Origin of the sequence: Streptomyces sp. NPDC050856 (genome assembly GCF_040653855.1) — a bacterium.
GTDB lineage: Bacteria > Actinomycetota > Actinomycetes > Streptomycetales > Streptomycetaceae > Streptomyces.
In genome coordinates, this window is record NZ_JBFAGV010000009.1 from 135,314 (window position 1) to 157,367 (window position 22,054).

Genomic DNA, 22,054 nt, shown 5'->3' on the forward strand with positions numbered 1-22,054 from the left:
CCGGGACCGGTTGACCGTTCAGTCGCGCGGCAGTCGGCACCGCGCGGCGGGAAGGGTCAGTTACAGGTGGTGACGCTCAGGCTGCTGTCACCGCAGAGGAGCAGGCTGGCGCGGCTGCCGGTGGCGACGTCGCCCGCGGCCTCTTCCTTCGGGATGTCCATGGACTGCAGGTCGAGAAGCGTCATGATGATTTCCTTTCCTTCAGGGGGACGGTGTGCATGGTCGCGGCCCCTGGATGGGGCCGGCTCGTGGGCCGCCTCAGCGGCGGGAGGAACGGCAGGTGCGCGTCCGCGCCGGGCGCGGCACTGCCGAGGGCGAGCAGGCAGCCGGAGGTCCCCGTGGCGAGGTCCATCGACAGCCGCATCATCTGCTCACCGGGGAAGGCCAGATGGCCCTGGTACGGCACGGCGTGCCGGGCGAGGGCGTCGATCTGGCGCCGTACGTCGAAGGGCCCGGTGCCCGGGCCGGGCGTGGTGGTACGGCTGAGGTACAGCACCATGCCGGCGGCGCCGCGGAACAGTCCGGGCTGCGCGTAGAAGGTGGCCTGGGCGGCCCGGACGATCTCGCGCCTGGCCCGCTCGAAGGCGTCGTCGTCGCGGTGGGCGAGGTAGTCGTCCAGCACCATGCCGATGCCCACGCTCCCGGCGCCGAGGTACGGCATGGTCCGCCAGCCCTCGTCGACCTGGAGCGTGCCGCCCGCACTGGTCACGCAGTGGTCCAGGTCGCGGCGCAGCGCCTCGGCCGCGAGGTCCAGCAGGGCGGGGTCGCCGTGGCTCTCGTACAGGCGTATGAAGAGCAGGGCGGCGCCGGACGAGCCGTGCAGCAGGCCGGCCCGGGTGATGCCGGGCGCGGCGCGGGCGACCAGGTCGGCGCAGCGCAGGGCCGCGTCGCGCAGGGCGCCCTCACCCGTGGAGGCGGCGAGCGAGTCCAGGGCCAGACCGACGCCGGCGAGCCCGCTGTGCAGGTCGGGGGCGATGTCCTCCCAGGGGCGGCGCAGCGTCAGCTCGGCCAGTTCCAGGGCGCGTGCGGGGTGTCCGAGCCGCTCCAGGGTCCAGGCGATGCCGGCCAGGCCGTCGTAGAAGCCCAGGGGCGTGCCGGACTCGGGCTCCTTGGTGTGCCGCAGCAGCCATTCCTCGGCGTCCGGACTCGGCGGGGCGCCGGTCCCGGCGAGGGCGTACAGGACTCCGGCGGTGCCGTAGCCGAACGTCAGACCGCCGCCGGGGGTGGCGAACTGGGCGATGTCGCCGGGGAAGCAGCGGTCCTCGCGCTCCGGGGTGGCGGAGGCGAGCACGGCGCCCGCCATGGAGTCCCGGCTGCGGGGCCAGTCGGCGGGCCGGACCGGCAGGTACGGCCCCCGGCCGGGTCCGTGCTCCGGTCCGGCCGGCCCTCCGGTGATCTCCTCGACCGCCTCGTCCAGGAACGCGCGCGGCACCGGGAACTGCTCGGCCGCGATGTCGGCGAGATGCCGGGCCTTACCGCGATCCAGGGCGAACAGGCTGGTCAGCGGCAGGAAAAGGGCCAGGCGCAGGCAGGCCAGGGCGTACCGGTCGACGGCGAAGCCCCGCAGGTGGGCCGGGGCGACGAAGGCCGGGTTGGCGACGGTCTGGCGGCGGCCCTCGTCGATGTGGGCGGCGGCCTCGAAGTCCAGCAGCACCACGGACGACTCGTCCTCGGACACCATGATGTTGAACAGGTGCAGGTCGTTGAACACCACTCCGCGGGCGTGCACCGCGTCGACGGCCTCCTCCACCAGGCCGTGTGTCCGCAGGGCCCAGTCGGTGTACTCGGCCAGCCTCTCCGGGGTCGGGTCCGCCTCGATGAGCGGGTGCCTGCGGGCGAAGAAGCTGTTGAGCGGCTTGCCCTCGATGAACTGCATGGCGAGGAAGTGGTGCTCGCCCAGGGTGAAGGCGGAGCGGACCTCGGGCGTGCAGGGCAGTCCGGCCAGCCGTTCCAGGGCGGCCTGTTCGCGCCGCAGGCGCTCCACGGCGTCGGCGCCGTCCGCGGCCAGACCGGCGTGCGGCCGGCCCTCCTTGAGGACGACCTTCTCGCCGGTGCGGCGGTCGTGGCCGACGTACACGCCTCCGCCGTTGGAGAAGTGCAGGGCGCGCTCGATGGTGTACGGGATGTCGGCCAGGGTCACGGCGGCCCGGGCGTGCAGGTGGGGCTTGAGGAAGGCGGGCGCCTCCAGCCAGGCGGGGATCTGGAAGACCGGTCCCCGCAGGTCGGGTACGAGCCGCCCCTCGGCGTCCTCGACGGCCGGGCACAGCTCGCCGTCCTCGCCGTAGCAGTGGCGGCGGGTGAAGCTGCCGTAGCGGACGTACACCGGCCCCTCGCCCCAGCGCAGGTCGCTGAGGATGTACGGACCGCTCTCGCCGGCCAGCAGCGCCGCCAGGTCGTCGGCGATCCGGTGGCACCGTGCGTCGTCGGCGGGATACACGGTGATGAACTTGCCGCTGGCGGCACGGTCGGCGTACTTGGCGTTGCGGTTGTGCAGCAGGTACCGGCTGGGCACGAACTTGAAGGCGATGGAACGGGTGAGGCAGTACTCCGCGACCTTCGCCAGGATCCGTTCGGCGTTCTCCAGGCGGGCCGAGACATGGATCTTCCATCCCTGGGCGGGCAGCGTGTGGTCGATCGGCCGCAGGGCCAGCCAGTCCCCACTGCGGTGGCGCTGCCATCCGGCGGGCACCGGGGCGAGCGCGGCGTCGTACAGCACTCCCCCGCGTCCGGTGCCGTCGGCGGACACCCGGTGCGGCGCGTCGTAGAAGTGACGGTCCGCGTCGCAGAAGGCGGCGTAGCCTTTGATCACACCTGCTCCCTCGGTCGGCGACAGACACGACGGTGTCACCGGGGGGCCCGCCGCCGACAGTCACAGGAGTCAGCAATCGGCTGTGCGGAACGCACGAGTAACGTCGCCGCGTCCGCGTCGGGTCACTCCGCCGAGCGTCCTTCGCGGGCGGCGAGGGTGAAGGAGTGGCCGGCCGGGTCGGCGTAGGTGCGGATGTCGCGCGGACCGGAGTTGTCCCTGGTCTCCACCGGTCGGGCACCCAGGGATACGGCCTCCCGCTCCGCCTCGTCCATGTCGTCCTGGGCCACCAGGATGAGCACATGGGCCTGCTGCGAGTCGTCGGGGCGCGGCCAACTGGGCGGCGCGTAGCCGTGGTCGCGGCGGATCGCCAGGCACACGCCGTTCTGGCCGACGACTTCGATGAAGTCGGGGTCGGTTCCGCGTCGCGCCCGGGCGTCCAGCAGTTTGGCGTAGAAGTCCGCCAGGTCTTCGGGTTCGGCGCTGTCGAGTACGAGGACGCTGGTCTTCGGCACAGTCATGGACTCCTTGTTCCCGCCGCCGGGCGGCCCATCCCCGCGCACCGGACCGCCCGGCGGCGCGGCGGCGGCGCGTCCGGGTCCCCCGGGGCGGTGGCGCCGGCCGGGGCCGGTGGGGCACGGCTCCGCCCCCGGCCGGGTCACCCGATTGCCCTCCTCACGCGCCGAGCGGCGAGCCGGGGCCGTTGACTGGGAGGCGGACGACCCCGCCGCCGGCGGGCGCGCGAGAAACGAGTCGACGTGAACGAGCGAACGGTCCGGCACCCGGTACCGCCACGGGCCGCCGCGGTGGCGGCGGTGGCGATGTTCCTGGTGGCCCTCTCCCCGGCACGGGCCGGGGCGCACCCGCCCGCGCACCGGGCGGGGCCCGGCGCCACACACGTGCTGGAGTGCGTCTGGAGCGTCGACACGGTCCAGGAGACCGGGACCGCCACCTGCCTCAACAGCGGGGACAGGGCGGGCCGGTTCCGGGCCCAGGTGCTGTGCGACGGCGGACTGAACGGGTGGTCCCCCTGGGTGGAGGTGGAGCCCGGTGCCACGCGCGGCGCGGTGGCGCGGTGCGCCCCGGGCCCCGGTGGCCCCGTGGCGGTGGCGATCGAACACCGTCCGGCCTGACCCGGCGTCACCCGCGGGCGCTCCCGGTACGGCCACCACGTGTGCCACCGGCACGGCCGCGCGGACCGGCACGCCCGTCCGGGACTCCCGGAGGTCTCCGGCGACCTCCGGCGACGGGGCACGCTGCCGCGCCGCGCGCGCGTCCGGGCCGTGGGGTCGCCGGCTGGCGTGCGGCCCCCCCGCCGGACCCGGCGCGCCGGGGCGGCGGCGCCTACCCTGGAGGTCCGGGGGGACCGGTGGCGGCACGCAGCGGCCGGAGGCGCGCCATGGCTCGCGGTCATCGTTTCCACCTCGACCAGGACGGGCATTCCGTCTCGGTCGAGCTCACCGGGCCGTCCGGTCCGGTGGAGGTGCTGGTGGACGGCAAGGTGGTCGCCCTGTGCCCGGGCCGGCGGCGCGGGGTCGCCGTGCTCGCCGCCGAGCTGCCCGGTGACCCGCCCCGGCCCATCACCGTCCGGGTGGGGGACCTGGGCGAGGTGCCCTTCTGCGTCCTGGAGACCTCCGGGGAGCGGTACTTGATGCCGCGGGTACCGCTGGTCCCGCACAGTGGGCCGCCGGGACGGGCGGCGCCACGACCGCTGCGGCGGCTGCGGGCCTGGTTGCGCCGGAGGCTCCGGCGCGCCGCACGGCGGTGACCGGCGCCACAAGCCATTGTTAGCGCTAACAAAACACTGCGGTCCACGCTCGGTCGAGCCCTCGCGCGTGTGAGCGGACGGCTGGCCCACCCACCCCCTCACCGCCGGAATGCGATGCGCAACGGTGATCTCACCAGCCCTTGACCCCCGTCCTGTTAGCGTTAACACTCTTGTCACGCCAGACGGAGAAGCAGTCTGGGCCGGGACAGGGACGTCGCGGCGGATCACTGGAGGAAATGTGCGGAAGGGTTCGGCGGGCCTCGCTGCGGCGGCTCTCACACTGACGCTGGCGGCCTGCGGCCAGAGCGCCAACGGCGTCGGTCCCCACGCGGACAAGAAGGACGACCGGGGTGGTCTCGTGGGCATCGCGATGCCCACCAAGTCCTCGGAACGCTGGATCAACGACGGTGCCAACATGGCCGAGCAGTTCCGGGCGAAGGGCTACCGGACGGATCTGCAGTACGGCGACAACGTCGTGGAGAACCAGATCTCGCAGATCGAGAACATGATCACCAAGGGCGCCCGGCTGCTGGTGGTGGCCGCGATCGACGGCTCCTCGCTCACCGACGTCCTGCGGAAGGCCGCCGACGCGGGCGTCGAGGTCATCTCCTACGACCGGCTGATCCGCGGCACCGGGAACGTCGACTACTACGCGACCTTCGACAACTTCAAGGTCGGTGTCCTCCAGGGCAGGTACATCGCCGACCGGCTCGGCCTCAGCAACGCCAAGGGGCCCTTCAACATCGAACTGTTCGCCGGCTCCCCGGACGACAACAACGCCACCTTCTTCTTCCAGGGCGCGATGAGCGTCCTCAAGCCGCACATCGACGCCGGGAAGCTGGTCGTCCGCAGCGGGCAGACCGCCTTCAGCCAGGTGGCGACCCTGCGCTGGGACGGCGGTGTCGCGCAGTCCCGGATGGACAACCTGCTCAGCAAGGCGTACACGTCCGCCCGCGTCGACGCGGTGCTCTCGCCCTACGACGGCATCTCCATCGGCATCCTGTCGTCCCTCAAGGGCGTCGGGTACGGCGGGGCCGGAAAGCCGCTGCCGGTGGTGACCGGCCAGGACGCCGAGCTCGCCTCGGTGAAGTCCATCATCGCCGGCGAGCAGACCCAGACCGTGTACAAGGACACCCGCGCACTGGCCAAGGTGGCCGTGCAGATGGGTGACGCCGTGCTCACCGGCGGCGAGCCCGCCGTGAACGACACCGAGCAGTACGACAACGGCGTCAAGGTCGTCCCCGCCCATCTGCTGCAACCGGTCAGCGTGGACAAGGGCAACTACCGCAAGGTGCTGGTCGAGTCGGGCCAGTACACCGCGGACCAGCTCTCCTAGCCACGATCCGGCCCGTGCCGGGCCGCGAAGCCGGTGGCGGGCGTACGGGCGGCCGTGCCACGACCGGCGCCGCCCCGCACCCGCCACCCCGAGTCGAACGGATGCACCACCATGGCCGGACCCGTCCTCGAGATGCGTTCGATCAGCAAGTCCTTCCCCGGCGTCAGAGCGCTCAGCGACGTCAACCTGCGCGTGGCCCCCGGGGAGGTCCACGCCATCTGCGGCGAGAACGGCGCCGGCAAGTCCACCCTGATGAAGGTGCTCAGCGGAGTGCACCCGCACGGTTCCTACGAGGGCGAGATCCTCTTCGAGGGCGAGAGCTGCGCCTTCAAGGACATCCGCGCCAGCGAGCGGCGCGGCATCGTGATCATTCACCAGGAACTCGCCCTGATCCCCTACCTGTCCATCGCGGAGAACATCTTCCTGGGCAACGAGCACGCCTCGCACGGCATCATCGGATGGCAGCGGACCCTCACCCACGCCAAGGAGCTCCTCGCCCGCGTCGGCCTCCACGAGAACCCGCAGACCCGGGTCGCCGACATCGGTGTGGGCAAGCAGCAACTCGTCGAGATCGCCAAGGCCCTCGCCAAGGACGTCCGGCTGCTGATCCTGGACGAGCCGACGGCCGCGCTGAACGACGAGGACAGCCGCAAGCTGCTCGACCTCATCCTGGAGCTCAGGGACCAGGGCATCGCCTGCATCATCATCTCGCACAAGCTGAACGAGATCGCCCGGGTCGCCGACGCCGTCACCATCCTGCGCGACGGCCGGACCATCGAGACGATCCCGGTCGGCGCCGGCGGGATCTCCGAGGACCGCATCATCCGGGGAATGGTCGGGCGCGACCTGGAGCACCGGTACCCCGAGCGCACGCCCGACATCGGCGACGTCGCCTTCGCCGTGGAGGACTGGACCGTCCTCCACCCGATCGACCTGCACCGCAAGGTGGTCGACGGGGTGTCCGTCCAGGTGCGGCGGGGCGAGATCGTGGGCATCGCGGGCCTGATGGGCGCCGGCCGCACCGAACTCGCGATGAGCGTCTTCGGCCGCTCCTACGGCCGCCGCACCGGCGGCCGGGTGCTGCTGCACGGCGAGGAGATCAGCACCCGCACGGTGCCGGAGGCCATCGGCCACGGCATCGCGTACGTCACCGAGGACCGCAAGCACCTGGGACTCAACCTGATGGACGGCATCAGCCGCAACATCTCGCTGAGCGCCCTGGGCAAGGTCTCCCGGCGCGGCTGGGTCAGCGAGCACGAGGAGACGAAGGTCGCGGAGCGCTTCCGCCGCGCGATGAACATCAAGGCGCCCTCGGTGTTCGCGCAGACCGGCAAGTTGAGCGGCGGCAACCAGCAGAAGGTCGTCCTCAGCAAGTGGATCTTCTCGGAGCCCGAGGTGCTGATCCTCGACGAACCCACCCGGGGCATCGACATCGGCGCCAAGGCCGAAATCTACACGGTCATCGCCGATCTGGCCGCCCAGGGCAAGGCCGTCCTGGTCATCTCCTCGGAGCTGCCGGAGCTGCTCGGCATGTGCGACCGGATCTACACCATGGCCGAAGGCCGGATCACCGGCGAGGTGGACCGCGCCGACGCCACCCAGGAAAACCTCATGCGCCTCATGACCGTGAGCGCGGCAACCCCGAACGAGCAGGTGTAAGGCATGGCTCAGGTGAACATCAAGGACATCCCGGCGTCCGCCCCGGACCCCGGGCCCGCCGGACCCACCGGCGGGGGCGGCGCCGGCGCGCTGCTGCTCCGCACCCTGCGGGGCAACCTCCGGCAGTACGGCATGCTGGTCGCGCTGGCGCTGATCGTGCTGCTCTTCCAGGTCTGGACCGACGGCACGCTGCTCAAGCCGCTGAACGTCACCAACCTGATCCAGCAGAACGGCTACATCCTCATTCTGGCCATCGGCATGATGATCGTCATCATCGCCGGGCACATCGACCTGTCGGTCGGCTCACTGGCCGCCTTCGTCGGCGCCGCCTCCGCCGTGATGATGGTCAAGCACGACGTGCCGTGGCCGGTGGCCCTGGTGCTGGCGCTGCTGATCGGCGCGGTGGCCGGCGCCTGGCAGGGCTTCTGGATCGCCTACGTCGGCATCCCCTCGTTCATCGTCACCCTGGCGGGCATGCTGCTGTTCCGCGGCGGCACCCAGATCCTGCTCCAGGGCCAGTCGGTGGCCCCCTTCCCCCAGGGCTTCCGCCAGATCAGCAGTGGCTTCCTGCCCGAGGCCGGGCCGTACACCGACTACCACAACCTGACGCTGCTGCTGGGTCTGTGCGTGCTGGCCGTGGCCGTCCTCCAGGAGGTCCGCGGCCGGCGCCGGGCCGCTTCGTACGGGCTGGAACTGCTGCCGCTGGGCTTCTTCCTGGCGAAGCTGGCCGCCATCACGGCCGCCGTCGTGGCGTTCACCATGCTGCTGGCCAGCTACCACGGCTTCCCGATCGTGCTGCTGATCCTGGGTGTCCTGCTCGTCGCCTTCGGCTATGTGATGCGCAACTCCGTCCTCGGCCGCCACACCTACGCCATCGGCGGCAACGAGGCCGCCGCCAGGCTGTCCGGGGTGAAGAGCAAGCGGATCGTCTTCCTGGCCTTCGTCAACATGGGCGTGCTGGCCGCGCTGGCGGGTCTGGTCTTCGCGGCGCGGCTCAACGCCGGTACCCCTCAGGCCGGTATCAACTTCGAACTGGAGGCGATCGCGGCGGCCTTCATCGGCGGTGCCTCGGCCTCCGGAGGCGTCGGCACCGTACTCGGCGCGATCATCGGCGGCCTGGTGCTCGGAGTGCTGAACAACGGCATGTCGCTGGTCGGCATCGGCACCGACTACCAGCAGGTCATCAAGGGGCTGGTGCTGCTGGCGGCCGTCGGCTTCGACGTCTACAACAAGCGCCGGGCCGGCTCCTGACCCCTGCGCACACCGAAACGCTCCGTCCGGTCGCGCGACCGGGCGGAGCGTTTCGGTGTGCCTCGGCCGGCGCCCGGCCGCGGCGGCTCAGTGCTGGTGGAAGGTGGCGTCCTGCCGGGCGAGCGCGGTGTCGGCCCGCTGGACGTGGAGCAGGAAGCCGGCGTGCCGGAGGTACTGGCCCGGGGAGGCGTACGCCTCGTAGGAGACACCGGCCGGGTCGGCGAGGCCGGGCCGCTGGTGGAAGCTGGCGCTCTCCCGGAAGGCCGCGGTGCCGTCGTTCCGCTCGACCCGGACCTCGCCGTTCCTGCCGCGGAGGTAGTGACCGGGGAAGTTGGCCGACTCCAGGGAGACGGTCCCGCCGCCGGCGAGCCCGGTGACGGTGCGGAACTGCGAGTCGGCGAGGTTGTCGACGTCCGCCTCCAGCCGGGCGCGGAACTCCCGGTGCCGGACGTAGTGGTCGGGGAAGTTGTGGGAGGCCAGCCGCCCGGGCGTGGCGCCGTCGGCGACCGGGATGCCGAAGTCGGGGGTGCCGTCGGCCCTCCAGTGGAGTTTCTGCACCCGGGTGCGGCGGTTGGGGTCGTTCAGCGGGTCACCGGTGATGTCCTTGTAGCCGCGGTCGTGGTAGACGAGGATGTCGCTCCCGCCGTCCTCCGAGGTGGTGAAGGAGTTGTGGCCCGGGCCGTACTGGCCGGTGGCGGTGTTGCTGGTGAAGACCGGGGTGGGGCTCTTCTTCCAGGCGGCGGGGTCGAGCAGGTTCCCGGTGGCGGAGGCGGTGAGCAGACCGAGGCAGTAGTTGCTGTCGGTCGCGGACGCCGAGTAGCTCATGAACACCTTGCCGCCGCGCTGGATCACGGCCGGTCCCTCGTTGACCTTGAAGCCGACCGTCTCCCACGGGTACGTGGGCACGGTGAGGCGGACCGGGGTGCCGCTGATGGTCCAGGGGTTGGCGAGTCTGGCGATGTAGACGTTGGAGTTGGTGTCGATCGCCGGGTCCTTCTGCGCCCAGCTGAGGTAGCGGACCCCCCTCACCACGAAGGTGGTCGCGTCCAGGGCGAAACTGTCCATCGGGGTGGCGATGCGGCCCTTCTCGGTCCAGGCGCCGGTCAGCGGGTCGGCGGCGGAGCTCTCCAGGGCGTACATCCGGATCTTCCAGATGTCGTCGGTCCGTCCGGCGGCGAAGTAGACGTACCACTTGCCGTCGATGAAGTGGATCTCGGGTGCCCAGATGTGCGCGCCCATCTCGCCGGTGGCGTGCCTGGTCCATATCACCTTCTCGGGGGCGGTGGACAGGCCCTGGATGGTGGTCGCCCGGCGCAGGACGATGCGGTCGTACTCGGGGACGGTCGCGGTGAAGTAGTAGTAGCCGTCGGTGTGTTTGACGATGTGCGGGTCGGCACGCCGGTTCACCAGGGGGTTGGTGTAGGTGACGGCGGGCGACGCGGTGGGCGCGGCCGACGCCGCCCCGGCCGGCGCGGGCAGCAGCACGGCGGCCGCCAGGGCGGTTCCGGCGATCAGGGCGCCGGGGAGCTGACGTGTTCTCATCGCGGTTTCCTTCTCCTGTGTGGTGGGGGCCGGAGGGGTCAGCCGGTCTTGATCCGCCACTGCTGGCAGGTGTTGTCCAGCCAGGTCCACTGGCGTACGTCGGCCCCGTCCGCGGTGGAGCAGCCGGCGACGTCCAGGGCCTTGCCACTGTTGGCGTTGACCAGCCGCACCCATCCGCCGGTGGCGCTGACCACCGTCCGGAAGCGCTGGCAGGTGTTGTCCAGCCAGGTCCACTGGCGTACGTCGGCCCCGTCCGCGGTGGAGCAGCCGGCGACGTCCAGGGCCTTGCCACTGGCGACGTTGACCAGCCTGCTGGTGTCGTCGGCCAGGTCCTCGAAGCGCCATTTCTGGGCGGCGGCGCCGTTGCAGGTCCACTGGCGGACGTTCGCCCCGTCGGCCGGGGAGGCGTTCTCCAGGTCCAGGCACTTGCCGGTGGCGCGGTTCACCAGGGTGTAGGAGGTGGGGGTGGCCGCCGTCTCGCCGGAGGGGCCGGGCCGGGAGGCGCCCAGCGCCACGGGGGTGCCGAAATGCGGTGTGCCGTCCGCGTTCCAGGTGAACTTCTGGGCGCGGGTGGTACGGCCGTTGTCGCAGCCTTCGGCCGCGCGGTCGTTGGCGTGGTAGACGATCCAGCTCTCGGTGCCGTCGGGCGAGGTGAAGAAGCCGTTGTGGCCCGGTCCGTAGACGCCGGCGGCGTCGTCGCGCTGGAAGACCGGGGTGGCCTTCTTGGTCCAGGACGCGGCGTTCAGCGGGTCGGGGCCGGTCAGCTCCAGCTGGCCGAGCTTGTAGTCGGGGGTGTTGCAGAAGCTGGCCGAGTACACGACGAAGGTCCTGCCGTTCCGGTACAGCGGCTCGGGGCCTTCGTTGACGGTCCCGCCCTGCCGCTCCCAGGCGTGCGTGGGCGTGGAGATGGTGCGCAGGGAACCGCTGACCGTGTAGGGGTTGCTCATCGGCGCGATGACCAGGTTCTGGGTGCCGTTGCCCGTCGCGCTGCCGAGCAGGTACAGCTTCCCGCCGGCCCGCAGCACACTGCCGTCGATCAGCCAGGCGTCGTGGGCGGGGTCGTACAGCCGGTTCTTGTAGCGGTACGGGCCCATCGGGTCGGCCCCGGTGCTCTCCAGCACGTGCAGGCGCTGCGTCCTGTTGTAGTCGGTGATGCCCTCCCCGGCGGTGTAGTAGAGGTACCAGCGGCCGTCGAGGAAGTGGATCTCGGGGGCCCAGATGTTGCAGCAGCGGGAGGGCGTGCTGTCCGACCACACCTGCACGCTGGGCGCGGTGGCGAGACCGGCGAGGGTGGGCGACTTGCGCATGGTGATCTCGGAGGACCACGAGGTGGTCACCAGGTAGTAGTTGCCGTCGTGGTACTCCAGCCAGGGATCGGCGCCCTTCTGTGCCTTCACCGGGTTGGTGTAGGCGGCACCGGCGGCCGCCGCGGCCGGCCCGCCGACGGCGGTGCAGAACAGGGAGAGGACGACGGCGATCGTGAGGGCGATCCAAGTACGGGGGTGAGTGCGGCTCACATCTGTCCCTCGGGGTGATGGCGCGCGGGCGGCGCCGTGGACGGTCGGCTCGCGCGAGGCACGCCCCGCGCGTCGGGCGCCCCGCCGGGTGGGTACCCGGCGGGGCGGGGCCCCCGGGTGGGGGGCGGGGACGTGCCGCCGGGCGGGACGGTGACCGGCGCCCGGCCGCAGCCCCGTCGCCGCCCCAGCGCCCGTTCATCTCACAGGCCCTGTGCCACGCGGTGGTACGCCTGGTTCCAGCGCAGCTCCTGGGCGAACCGGCGGATCGTGGTGTCCTCGTCGATCAGCAGGAGTTCCGTTCCCAGCATGTCCGCGAGGTCACCGAGCTCCTCGGCGCCGACGGCGCTCGACAGGACGGTGTGGTGCGGGGCGCCGGCGGTCAGCCAGGCCTCGGTGGAGGTACGGAGGTCGGGGCGGGGCCGCCACACCGCCCGGGCCACCGGCAGGTTCGGCAGCGGTTCGACCGGCTCCACCAGGTCGACCTCGTTGGCGACCAGCCGGAAGCGGTCCCCCATGTCGGCCAGTCCGACCACCACCGCCGGGCCGGTGTGCGCGTCGAAGACGAGCCGTACCGGGTCCTCGCGTCCGCCGATGCCCAGGGGGTGGATCTCGCAGGACGGCACCCCGGCCGAGATGCTCGGGCACACCTCCAGCATGTGCGCGCCCAGGATCAGCTCCCGCCCGGGCTCCAGGTGGTAGGTGTAGTCCTCCATGAAGGACGTGCCGCCGGGCAGGCCGGCGGCCATCACCTTGAGGGTGCGCAGCAGGACCGAGGTCTTCCAGTCGCCCTCGCCGCCGAAGCCGTAGCCGTCGGCCATCAGGCGCTGCACCGCGAGCCCCGGGAGCTGGCGCAGCCCGCCCAGGTCCTCGAAGTTCGTGGTGAACGCCCGGAATCCGCCGTCGGTGAGGAAGCGGCGCATCCCGAGCTCGATCCGGGCGGCGTAGCGCAGCGAGTCGTGGCGGTCCTTGCCGCCGCGCAGTTCGGGGGCGACCCGGTAGGTCTCCTCGTACTCCTCCACCAGTGCGGTGATGTCGGCGTCGGCGACCGCGTCGACGGCCGCGACCAGGTCGTTGACCCCGTAGGTGTTGACGGACACACCGAAGCGGAGCTGGGCCTCGACCTTGTCCCCCTCGGTGACGGCGACGTCGCGCATGTTGTCGCCGAACCGGGCCAGCCGCAGGCCGCTCAGCTCCGCCCGGCCGGCGGCGGCCCTGGCCCAGGCGGCGATCCGGGCGGCCACCGACGGGTCGGAGACGTGTCCGGCGACGGTCTTGCGGGCGATGCCGAGACGGGACTGGACGTATCCGAACTCCCGGTCCCCGTGGGCCGCCTGGTTGAGGTTCATGAAGTCCATGTCGATGGACGACCACGGCAGGGCCGCGTCGGCCTGGGTGTGCAGGTGCAGCAGCGGCTTGCGCAGCGCGTCGAGGCCGGCGATCCACATCTTGGCCGGGGAGAAGGTGTGCATCCAGGCGACGAGGCCGATGCAGGCGTCGTCGGCGTTGGCGTCCAGGCAGATCCGCCGGATCGATCCGGCCTCGGTGAGGACGGGCTTCCAGACGACGCGGAAGGGGACGCCGGGGTCGTCGTCGAGCGCGTCGGCGATCCGGCGCGACTGCTCGGCCACCTGGCGCAGGGTGTCGTCGCCGTACAGGCTCTGACTGCCCGTCAGGAACCAGATCTCGCGTTCCTCGGGTGACGTCATGGGGGAACTCCTCACCGGGCAGCGCGCGGCTGGCCGTACACGTTCTGATAGCGGTGGTTCAGGCGGTCGATGTCGTCCTGCGCGATCGGCAGCGGCTCGCCGAGCTGACGGGAGATGTGGACGGTGCGGGCCACGTCCTCGCACATCACCGCTGCCTTCACGGCGGCCCTGGCGTCCTTGCCGATGGTGAAGACGCCATGGCTCTTCATCAGCACCGCGGGCGAGCGGTGGCCCCGGAGCGTCTCGACGATCCCGCGGCCGATGGAGTCGTCACCGATCAGCGCGAAGGGCCCGACGGGGATCTCGGCGCCGAACTCGTCGGCCATGGCGGTCAGTACGCAGGGCACCGCCTCGCCCCGCGCCGCCCAGGCGCTGGCGTAGGTGGAGTGGGTGTGCACCACTCCCCCGACCTCGGGCATGTGCCGGTAGACGTAGGCGTGCGCGGCGGTGTCGGAGGAGGGCGCGTACTCGCCCTCGACCACGTTCCCGTCCAGGTCGCAGAGGATCATGTTGTCGGGGGCCAGCTCGTCGTAGGCGACACCGCTGGGCTTGATCACCATGAGGTCCTCGCCCGGGACACGGGCGGAGACGTTGCCGGCCGTCCACACGACGAGCCGGTAACGGACCAGGTCCTGGTGCAGGTCGCTGACCTGGCGGCGCAGCAGGTCGATGGGGGACGTCATGGGTCACACCTCACTGTCGTTGGCGGTCCGGGCGCTCCGGCCGGCCAGGGCGCGGTCGCGGATGGCCCGGAGCCGGTGCATCTGCTTGTCGGGTCCGGTGCCGAAGTGGTCGTGCAGGGCGCGGTACTCGGCGTACAGCGCGTCGTAGACATCGGCCCGCGCCGGGTCCGGCCGGTACACGGCGCGGTCGACCCGGCCCATGGCCGAGGCCGCGGCGCGCACGTCGGGGTAGGCGCCGGCGGCGACCGCCGCGTGGATGGCCGAGCCCAGCGCCGGGCCCTGGGAGGACACGGCGAGCGAGACGGGCCGCCGCAGCACATCGGCGTGGATCTGCATCAGCAGGGCGTTCTTCTTCAGCCCGCCGGTGACGACGTACTCGTGGACGGGCACGCCGCCCCGCTCCAGGGCCTCGACGACGGCGCGGGTGCCGAAGGCGGTGGCCTCCAGCAGCGCGCGGTACACGTCCTCCGGGCGGGTCGCCAGGGTGAGGCCGACGACGACACCGGAAAGGTGGTGGTCGACCAGGGTGGAGCGGTTGCCGTTCATCCAGTCGAGGGCCACCAGCCCGTGACCTCCGACCGGCTGGCCGGCGGCCTTGCGGGACAGCAGCTGGTGCAGATCCTCGCCGTTGGCGTCGGCCTCGGCCCGGTACTCCTCCGGTACGCCCTGCCCCAGCCACCAGGCGAAGATGTCACCGACCGCGCTCTGGCCCGCCTCGTAGCCGAAGGCGCCCTCGACGATGCCGCCGTCGACGACTCCGCAGATGCCGGGGACGTCGGCGAGGGTGGCGGCGTTGACGACGTGGCAGGTGGAGGTGCCCATGACGGCGAGGAGCCGGCCGTTGTCGACCGCCTGCGCCGCGGCGGCCGCCACATGGGCGTCGACGTTCCCGGCGGCGACGGCGATCCCCTCGGGCAGCCCGGTCCAGGCGGCGGCCTCGGCGGTCAGCGACCCGGCCCGCGAGCCGAGCGGGGAGAGCGGGTGCTCCAGCCGGGTGCGCGCGAAGTCGGCGAAGCCGGGGTGCAGCGCGCCCAGGTAGTCCTCGCCCGGGTAGTGGCCGTCCTGGTGGATGCCCTTGTAGCCGGCGGTGCAGGTGTTGCGGCTCTCGGCTCCGGTCAGCTGCCAGACGATCCAGTCGGCGGCCTCGATCCAGCGCTCGGTGGCCGCGTAGACCGTCGGGTCCTCCTCCAGCACCTGGAGGGCCTTGGCGTACTGCCATTCGGCGGAGATCCGGCCGCCGTAGCGGGAGAGCCACTTCTCGGACCGCTGGTGGGCGAGGTGGTTGATCCGGTCGGCCTGCCCCTGGGCCGCGTGGTGCTTCCAGAGCTTGGGCCAGGCGTGCGGGCGTACGCCCAGCCCGGTCTCGGCGAGCGGGGTGCCGTCACGGCGGACCGGCAGGACGGTGCAGGCGGTGAAGTCCGTGGCGATGCCGATGACGGCCGCCGGGTCGACACCGGCCGCGGCGACGGCGGCGGGGACCGCGGTGCGCAGGACCTCGCGCCAGTCCTCGGGGTGCTGCAGGGCCCAGTCGGGAGGCAGTACCGCGCCGCCGCCGGGCAGCGCCCGGTCGATGACGCCGTGCGGGTAGGCGTGGACGGCGGAGCCCAGCTCCTCGCCGTCGCGCACCCGGACGACCACGGCCCGGCCGGACAGGGTGCCGAAGTCGACACCGACGACGTAGCTCTCCGGGTGGCGGGCGGGAGGGGTCGCGGTCACTTTCACGTCCTTCGTCGTGGCGGGGCGGGGTGCTGGCTGCCCGCCGCTGGGCCGGGCGCCGCCCGGTATGCGTGTCCGGTGCGGACCCGCCCCGGAATTGTTAGCGCTAACAAAGCGACTGTCAACAGCGCCCGCACCCAACCAGCCGACAGGGTCGCGACTCAGGGGCCGGACGCGACGGGACGCACCCTCCCGCCACACCCTGGGGCGGAGCCGGTCTGTGTGCGCTAACAAAAGTGGGCCGAAGTCATCCGCCACCGGCCGGTGCCGGGACGGGTCCGGTTCAGTGGGGTGACGCGCGGTCCGGGCGGCGGGCGGTACTGGCGCGGACGATCAGTTCCGGCTCGACCGTCAGGTGGGTGATCTCGGTGGTCCGGCCCTCGATGTGGTCCAGCAGCAGGGCGATGCTGCTCCGGCCGATCGCGGCGAAGTCCTGGCGGACGGTGGTGAGCGGCGGAGGGAAGAACTCCGCCTCCGGAATGTCGTCGAAACCGGCCACCGCCACGTCGGCCGGGGTCCGGACGCCCGCTTCCCGCAGCGCCCGCAGCACTCCCAGGGCCATCTGGTCGTTCGCCACGAAGACCGCCGTCAGCCGGGCCGGCTGCCCGGGGACGAGGGCCGCCGCGTGCCCCGCGAGCTGCTGCCCGGCGTGGTAGCCGGACAGGGGGCTCCAGTCGCCGCGCAGGAGCGGCGGAGTCTCGGCCCCCGCCTCCCGCAGCGCGCTGCGCCACCCCTCGGTGCGCGCCTCGCTCTCCAGCCAGTCCCGGGGGCCGGCGACGTGCCACACCGTACGGTGCCCGGTGGCGAGCAGGTGCTCGGTGACCATACGGGCGCCGAGCACCTGGTCGACGGAGACGCCGGGCAGGTCGAGACTGTGCCCGCCCTCCACCGTGACCACCGGACAGGGGGTGTCCAGGGTGGCGAGGGCCCGCACCGTCTCGCGCTGCGGGGTGATGGCCACGACGCCCTCCACCCCCCACGCGGTGAGGTGGTCCATGGCCTGGGTGAGCGCCGCGCGGGTGGCGGTGCGCAGGGTGACGGTCGAGACCAGGTAGCCCTGGTCCCGGGCCGCTTCCTGCACCCCGGCGAGGGTACTCGCCGGCCCGTGGAGGGTGGTGTTGACCGCGATGACGCCGAGGGTGTGCGTGCGACGCGTGGCCAGTGCCCGGGCGGCCGAGTTGCGGCGGTACCCCAGCCGGGCGATGGCCTGGTGGACCTGCGTACGGGTCGTCTCCCGGACGTTCGGGTGGTTGCTGAGCACCCGTGACACCGTCTGGTGGGACACGCCCGCCACCCGGGCGACGTCCGCCATGGTCGGCGCCTTGGGGGCGTCGGAGGGCTGAGGCAAGCGTCTTCCTTTCCCTGCGGCCCGGTGTCCTGCGTGGCCTACGCTACCCGCCCCGCCGGAGGGCCCCGCGACGAGCCGGGGCCCGCCGCCCTCGCAGCCCGGCGCGGCGCGACCGGCGCGGTCCCGCTCCACCCCGGCCCGCACCGGGGACCGGTCCCGGCCGGCGCACTGGCATGATCGAGGGATGTCTGAACGCATCATCGCCGCGTGTGACGGGGCGGCCAAGGGTAATCCCGGTCCGGCCGGCTGGGCCTGGGTGCTCGCCGACGCCCAGGGCAGGCCCGAGCGCTGGGAGTCGGGAGCGCTGGGCAGGTCCACCAACAACGTGGGCGAACTGACCGCGCTGCTCAAGCTGTTGGAGAGCGTCGCCCCGGGGACGTCCCTGGAGGTACGGATGGACTCGCAGTACGCGATGAAGGCCGTCACCCAGTGGCTGCCCGGCTGGAAGCGCGGCGGGTGGAGGACCGCGGGCGGCAAGCCGGTCGCCAACCGCGAGCTGATCGAGCGCATCGACCTGCTGCTGGCCGACCGGGAGGTGGAGTTCGTGTACGTGCCCGCCCACCAGGTGGACGGCGATCCGCTGAACGCCATCGCGGACCAGGCCGCCGGCGAGGCGGCCGCCAGCCAGCAGCCCTCGGGGACGGCTCTGGGCCGGCCGGACATTCCCGTGCCCGACCCCGCCCGCGCCGCCCCGTCCCGCGCCAGGGCAGGCGGGGCACGCAGGACCCCGGCCGGCCGGGGCGGCACCGCGAAGGACGCGACGGGCGGGAAGGCCGCCGGCGGGCCGGCGCGGACGATCAAGGCCAAGTTCCCCGGTCGCTGCGCGTGCGGCGCGCCCTATCCGGCGGGCGCGGCGATCACCAAGCTGGACAGGGGCTGGGGTCATCCGGAGTGCCGGACGTCGGCCGGCGCGGAATCCCCGGCGGGCTGACCCGCCGTCACGGCCCGGCGCCCACCTCCCCCCGAGGGGGCGCGGGAGGTGTCATGGCCCAGCGGATCGTCCGGGTGAGCGCCTGTCCGGCCGGCCGCACACAGGTCTCCTCCACGCCGGGCAGGCGGGGCAGTCCCAGTGGCTCGCGGGCCCACCGGGGGAGCGTGGACACCGCGTTGGCGGCGAGTACGGCGTAGGGGGCCCGGGCGATCCACGGCAGGGGCGGGCGGAGCAGAATGAAGCGCGCCGCCTCGCGGGCCTCCCGGGTGGCACGCAGTTCCGGCCGGTAGGCGGCCATCCGCTCGGCCAGCTCGGCCTGGTCGCGCGGCGGGTCGGGCACGCCCAGCGCCACCGCCACCCGAGCCATGTCGGCGACGTACGCGTCGCAGCCGGCCGGGTCCAGGGGGTGGGCGCCGTAGCGCTGGTGGGCGCGGAGGAAGCTGTCGGCCTCGGCGGTGTGCACCCAGGCCAGCAGGTGCGGGTCGGCGGCGTGGTACGGCTCCCCCGCCGCGGTGGTGCCGTGGACGCGCCCGTGCACCGCGCGGACCCGTTCCACCGCCCGGCGCGCGTCGTCCGCGGTGCCGTAGGTCGTCACGGCGAGGAAGGTGCTGGTGCGCTGGAGGCGCCCCCACGGGTCGCCCCGGTAGCCGGAGTGGGCCGCCACCGCGGCCATGGCCAGGGGGTGCAGCGACTGGAGCAGCAGTGCTCTCAGCCCGCCGATGAACATCGAGGCGTCGCCGTGGACGGTCCGGATCGGCCGGCCGGGGGCGAACCAGCGGGGTCCCGGCGTGCCGTGGATCCGGGCGCGGTTGTCCGGGCCCGAGGGACCGGCGACCCGGGTGAACAGGCTGCTCCCGAGCCGCTCGCGCAGACCGGCGAGCCCTGGTGCGGACAAGTCCATCTGTCAAGTATCCGCCCGTACGGCGGTCCCGCCGCAAGGGCCGGGACCGCCGGTTCTCCGCCGGCGAGCGCCCGTCGCGGCGGGCACGGTCACCGGAGGGCGTGGACGGCCGCGGTGAACAGCGGCGCCATGCGCGAGGCCGCCGGCACCACCAGACGGGCGGCGCCCGGCCGGCAGGAGACCCGGACCAGCGCCTCGGTGAGCAGCCGGTGCCGCCGGGACAGCCGGCGCCAGGCCCGCTCGTAGTCACCGGGCCGCCCCGACCGCAGGCACCGCACCGCCGCGTCGGCCGACGCCAGGGCGAGCGCGATGCCCTCGCCGGTGAGCGCGTCGACGTACCCGGCCGCGTCACCGACCAGCAGGACGCGGCCCGCCGTCCGGCCCCGCACCCGTTGCCGCAGGGGTCCGGCGCCCCGCACCCCGCCGACGGCGGTCCCGGCGCCGAGGCGGGCGGCCAGTTCGGGGAACCGGGCCAGGTGGGTGCCGTAGTCACAGCGCGCCGTGCTGAGCACGGCCACCCCGACCAGGTCGCCGGCGACCGGTGTCACATAGGCCTCGCCGTACCGTGACCAGTACACCTCCACCAGCTCCGACCAGGGCGGCACGCGGTAGTGCCGCCGCAGGCCGTACCGCCGGGGCAGGCGGTCGGGCAGGTCCAGGCCGACCGCGCGGCGGACCGGGGAGTGCAGACCGTCCGCCGCCACGAGCCACCGGGCCGTGAGCCCGGCGGCGGTCACGTACCGCGCCCCCTGCCGTACGTCGCCGACCCGGCCGGGCAGCACCCGCACCCCGAGTTCGGCGGCCCGCCGGGCCAGCGCGTCGTGCAGGACGGTACGGCGTACGCCCAGGCCGCCGCCGTCCCGGAAGTGGGCCTGCGCCATCTGCGGTCCGTCGACGTACCGGATGCCGCGCAGCTCCCGGCCGGCCGGGTGCACGCCCAGGGCGCGCAGGGAGCGCACTCCGCCCGGCATGACCCCTTCCCCGCACGCCTTGTCGACGGGCCCGGGCCGCGGCTCGACCACCACCGCCTCCATCCCGTTCAGCGCGGCGTGGATCGCGGTGGCCAGCCCGGCGGGCCCGCCGCCCGCCACGAGGACGTCGATCACCTGGGCCCGCCGCCGGTCCCCGCCGCGGGGCCGGCCGCCGCCCCGGAGCCGTCCTGCGCCGGGCCGGCCGCGGGGGCCCGGGCCGCCCGGCCGGCCACCGGTTCCGGGGTCCTCACGGCCCCCGTCCGTCCCAGCGCCCGTTCCTCGCAGCGGACGCGCACGGTGAGGAGCGCGGCGTTGCCCACGGTGAAGAGCGTCGCGGTCAGCCAGGCACCGTGCACCAACGGCAGTGCCAGGCCCTCGGCCACCACCGCCACGTAGTTGGGGTGCCGCAGCCACCGGTAGGGCCCCGCGCACACCAGGGGCAGGCCGGGCAGGACGAGCACCCGGGTGTTCCAGCGCGGCCCCAGGGTGCGCACGCACCACCAGCGCAGCCCCTGGGCCGCCGCGGTCACCGCGAGCATGCTCCAGCCGAGCACCGGGTGGAACGGCCGCCCCAGGGCCCACACCTCACCCAGGCAGCCGGCCAGCAACCCGGTGTGGAGGGCCACCATCACGGGATAGTGGCGCCGTCCCGACTCGACGGCGCCCCGCGCCAGGCTCCAGCGCGCGTTGCGGCGCGCGACCACGAGCTCGGCCACGCGTTCCGCGCCGACGGCCAGTACGAGCACGGCGTACCACATCACGGCTCTCTCCCCGTTTCCACGTGTCTACCAGCGCAGCAGGACCAGTTCGGTGCAGAAGCCGGGCCCCATGGCGAGCAGCAGCCCGGGGGTTCCGGCGGGCGGGCGGCGGGCGGCCGTCAGCGTGTCGCGCAGGACGTGCAGCACGGAGGCCGACGAGAGGTTGCCGGCCTCGGCGAGCGAGTGCCGGCTGGCGTCGAGCGCGCCCTCCGGCAGGTCCAGCGCCTCCGCGACCGCGTCGAGGATCCTCGGGCCACCGGTATGGCTCACCCAGGCGGTCACGTCGTGCCGCCGGAGGCCGTGGTCGGCGAGGAAGCCGTCGACCTCGCCGGCGAGGGTCTTGCGCACCACGTCGGGGACGGCCGCGTCGAGGACCACGCGGAAACCGGCGCCGGTGATGTCCCAGCCCAGCAGCCGTTCGGTGTCCGGGTAGAGGCGGCTGCGGCTCGCCACCACGGTGGGGCCGGTGCCGGCCGGCGGATGCCGCCGCGCGCCGCAGGCGACGACGGCGGCGGCGCCGTCCCCGAACAGCGCGGTCGCGACCAGGTTGGCCGGGGAGGTGTCGGCCCGCTGGAAGGTCAGTGAGCACAGTTCGACCGAGAGCAGGACGGCGACCTGCTCGGGCCGGCCCAGCAGGTAGTCGTGCAGCCGGGCGATCCCCGTGGCGCCGGCGACGCAGCCCAGGCCGAAGACCGGCAGCCGTTTCACGTCCGGGCGCAGCCCCAGCCGTCCGGCGAGCCGGGCGTCCACGGAGGGCGCGGCGATACCGGTGACCGAGGTGAAGACCAGCAGGTCCACATCGCGTGGGGACAGTCCCGCCTCGCCCAGTGCTCCGGTGACCGCCTCCGCCCCCAGGTCCGCGGCACCGGCGATGAAGGCGTCGTTGACCGCGCCGAAGTCGTCCAGTTCGCCGTACCGGTCCAGCGGGAGCACCGTGTGGCGCGAGCGCACCCGCACCCCGCGGTGCAGACGGTCCAGCGGGCCCCGGTCCGCGCCCTCGGACAGGCAGTGCCGGGCCACCATGTCGGTGATGTCCCGCTGGGCGTGCCGGTACGGGGCGAGGACTCCGTGCACGGCTGCGATCCGGGTCATCCGAGCTCCAGGTGGGGGGTGTGGTCCCCATGCCTGCCCCCGCGCCGGGCCGTCGTACCGCCCGGTCCC

18 protein-coding genes and 1 pseudogene are annotated in these 22,054 nt (G+C 73.3%); 6 read left to right on the forward strand and 13 right to left on the reverse strand.

Features of this window, described 5'->3' with window-relative positions:
* Window positions 1-56: 56 nt before the first annotated feature.
* From AB0H53_RS11515 to AB0H53_RS11525, 3 genes are all read right to left on the reverse strand, one after another.
* Window positions 57-185 (reverse strand): SapB/AmfS family lanthipeptide, encoded by a 129-nt coding sequence (locus AB0H53_RS11515; RefSeq protein ID WP_362110059.1) that lies wholly within the window; start codon window positions 183-185, stop codon window positions 57-59.
* A complete protein-coding gene (gene lanKC / locus AB0H53_RS11520) occupies window positions 182-2,809 on the reverse strand; it encodes a class III lanthionine synthetase LanKC (RefSeq protein WP_362110061.1) in 2,628 nt (875 codons plus the stop codon). The genes AB0H53_RS11515 and lanKC overlap by 4 nt, the downstream gene beginning before the upstream one ends.
* 122 nt (window positions 2,810-2,931) lie before the next feature.
* Window positions 2,932-3,327, reverse strand: a complete 396-nt coding sequence (locus AB0H53_RS11525) for a VOC family protein (protein WP_362110063.1) — start codon at window positions 3,325-3,327, stop codon at window positions 2,932-2,934.
* 237 nt (window positions 3,328-3,564) lie between these two features.
* Here AB0H53_RS11525 and AB0H53_RS11530 point away from each other — a divergent pair, with 237 nt between their 5' ends.
* From AB0H53_RS11530 to mmsB, 5 genes are all read left to right on the forward strand, one after another.
* Window positions 3,565-3,939: a hypothetical protein gene (locus tag AB0H53_RS11530; RefSeq protein ID WP_362110065.1), complete on the forward strand. Its 375-nt coding sequence runs from the start codon at window positions 3,565-3,567 to the stop codon at window positions 3,937-3,939.
* 266 nt (window positions 3,940-4,205) lie between these two features.
* Window positions 4,206-4,574 (forward strand): hypothetical protein, encoded by a 369-nt coding sequence (locus tag AB0H53_RS11535; RefSeq protein ID WP_362110067.1) that lies wholly within the window; start codon window positions 4,206-4,208, stop codon window positions 4,572-4,574.
* Between the two features lie 238 nt (window positions 4,575-4,812).
* Window positions 4,813-5,910, forward strand: a complete 1,098-nt coding sequence (chvE, locus tag AB0H53_RS11540) for a multiple monosaccharide ABC transporter substrate-binding protein (RefSeq protein WP_362110069.1) — start codon at window positions 4,813-4,815, stop codon at window positions 5,908-5,910.
* Window positions 5,911-6,021: 111 nt separating this feature from the next.
* Window positions 6,022-7,569, forward strand: a complete 1,548-nt coding sequence (gene mmsA, locus AB0H53_RS11545) for a multiple monosaccharide ABC transporter ATP-binding protein (protein WP_362110071.1) — start codon at window positions 6,022-6,024, stop codon at window positions 7,567-7,569.
* Window positions 7,570-7,572: 3 nt separating this feature from the next.
* Window positions 7,573-8,820, forward strand: coding sequence for a multiple monosaccharide ABC transporter permease (gene mmsB / locus AB0H53_RS11550; RefSeq protein WP_362110073.1), 1,248 nt, complete (start codon window positions 7,573-7,575; stop codon window positions 8,818-8,820).
* Window positions 8,821-8,907: 87 nt separating this feature from the next.
* On the opposite strand, the gene AB0H53_RS11555 is transcribed toward mmsB, so the two are convergent.
* The 6 genes from AB0H53_RS11555 to AB0H53_RS11580 form a co-directional block, all read right to left on the reverse strand.
* A complete protein-coding gene (locus tag AB0H53_RS11555) occupies window positions 8,908-10,362 on the reverse strand; it encodes a family 43 glycosylhydrolase (RefSeq protein ID WP_362110075.1) in 1,455 nt (484 codons plus the stop codon).
* Between the two features lie 38 nt (window positions 10,363-10,400).
* A complete protein-coding gene (locus AB0H53_RS11560) occupies window positions 10,401-11,879 on the reverse strand; it encodes a family 43 glycosylhydrolase (RefSeq protein ID WP_362110077.1) in 1,479 nt (492 codons plus the stop codon).
* A gap of 200 nt (window positions 11,880-12,079) precedes the next feature.
* Window positions 12,080-13,585 (reverse strand): L-arabinose isomerase, encoded by a 1,506-nt coding sequence (gene araA, locus AB0H53_RS11565; protein WP_362110079.1) that lies wholly within the window; start codon window positions 13,583-13,585, stop codon window positions 12,080-12,082.
* An 11-nt stretch (window positions 13,586-13,596) separates the two neighbouring features.
* Window positions 13,597-14,268, reverse strand: a complete 672-nt coding sequence (locus AB0H53_RS11570) for an L-ribulose-5-phosphate 4-epimerase (protein ID WP_362110081.1) — start codon at window positions 14,266-14,268, stop codon at window positions 13,597-13,599.
* Window positions 14,269-14,271: 3 nt separating this feature from the next.
* Complete coding sequence (locus AB0H53_RS11575; protein ID WP_362110083.1) at window positions 14,272-15,984, reverse strand: ribulokinase; 1,713 nt, start codon at window positions 15,982-15,984, stop codon at window positions 14,272-14,274.
* Window positions 15,985-16,267: 283 nt separating this feature from the next.
* The gene (locus AB0H53_RS11580) at window positions 16,268-17,332 is read right to left on the reverse strand and encodes a LacI family DNA-binding transcriptional regulator (protein ID WP_362110085.1); all 1,065 of its coding nucleotides are present in this window, start codon (window positions 17,330-17,332) and stop codon (window positions 16,268-16,270) included.
* A 184-nt stretch (window positions 17,333-17,516) separates the two neighbouring features.
* On the opposite strand from AB0H53_RS11580, the gene AB0H53_RS11585 reads away from it, so the two are divergent.
* Window positions 17,517-18,263, forward strand: a complete 747-nt coding sequence (locus AB0H53_RS11585; protein WP_362110087.1) for a ribonuclease H — start codon at window positions 17,517-17,519, stop codon at window positions 18,261-18,263.
* A gap of 7 nt (window positions 18,264-18,270) precedes the next feature.
* On the opposite strand, the gene AB0H53_RS11590 is transcribed toward AB0H53_RS11585, so the two are convergent.
* The 4 genes and pseudogenes from AB0H53_RS11590 to AB0H53_RS11605 all read right to left on the reverse strand — a co-directional run bounded on the left by AB0H53_RS11590 (window position 18,271) and on the right by AB0H53_RS11605 (window position 21,985).
* The gene (locus AB0H53_RS11590; protein WP_362110089.1) at window positions 18,271-19,164 is read right to left on the reverse strand and encodes an oxygenase MpaB family protein; all 894 of its coding nucleotides are present in this window, start codon (window positions 19,162-19,164) and stop codon (window positions 18,271-18,273) included.
* A gap of 89 nt (window positions 19,165-19,253) precedes the next feature.
* Window positions 19,254-20,270 carry an NAD(P)/FAD-dependent oxidoreductase gene (locus AB0H53_RS11595; RefSeq protein WP_362110091.1) on the reverse strand — a complete coding sequence of 339 codons (1,017 nt, stop codon included), beginning with the start codon at window positions 20,268-20,270 and terminating at the stop codon, window positions 19,254-19,256.
* 125 nt (window positions 20,271-20,395) lie between these two features.
* Window positions 20,396-20,896 (reverse strand): annotated as a pseudogene (locus AB0H53_RS11600) (isoprenylcysteine carboxyl methyltransferase family protein); the annotation flags it as partial.
* A gap of 24 nt (window positions 20,897-20,920) precedes the next feature.
* Window positions 20,921-21,985, reverse strand: coding sequence for a 3-oxoacyl-[acyl-carrier-protein] synthase III C-terminal domain-containing protein (locus AB0H53_RS11605; protein ID WP_362110093.1), 1,065 nt, complete (start codon window positions 21,983-21,985; stop codon window positions 20,921-20,923).
* Window positions 21,986-22,054: the final 69 nt, after the last annotated feature.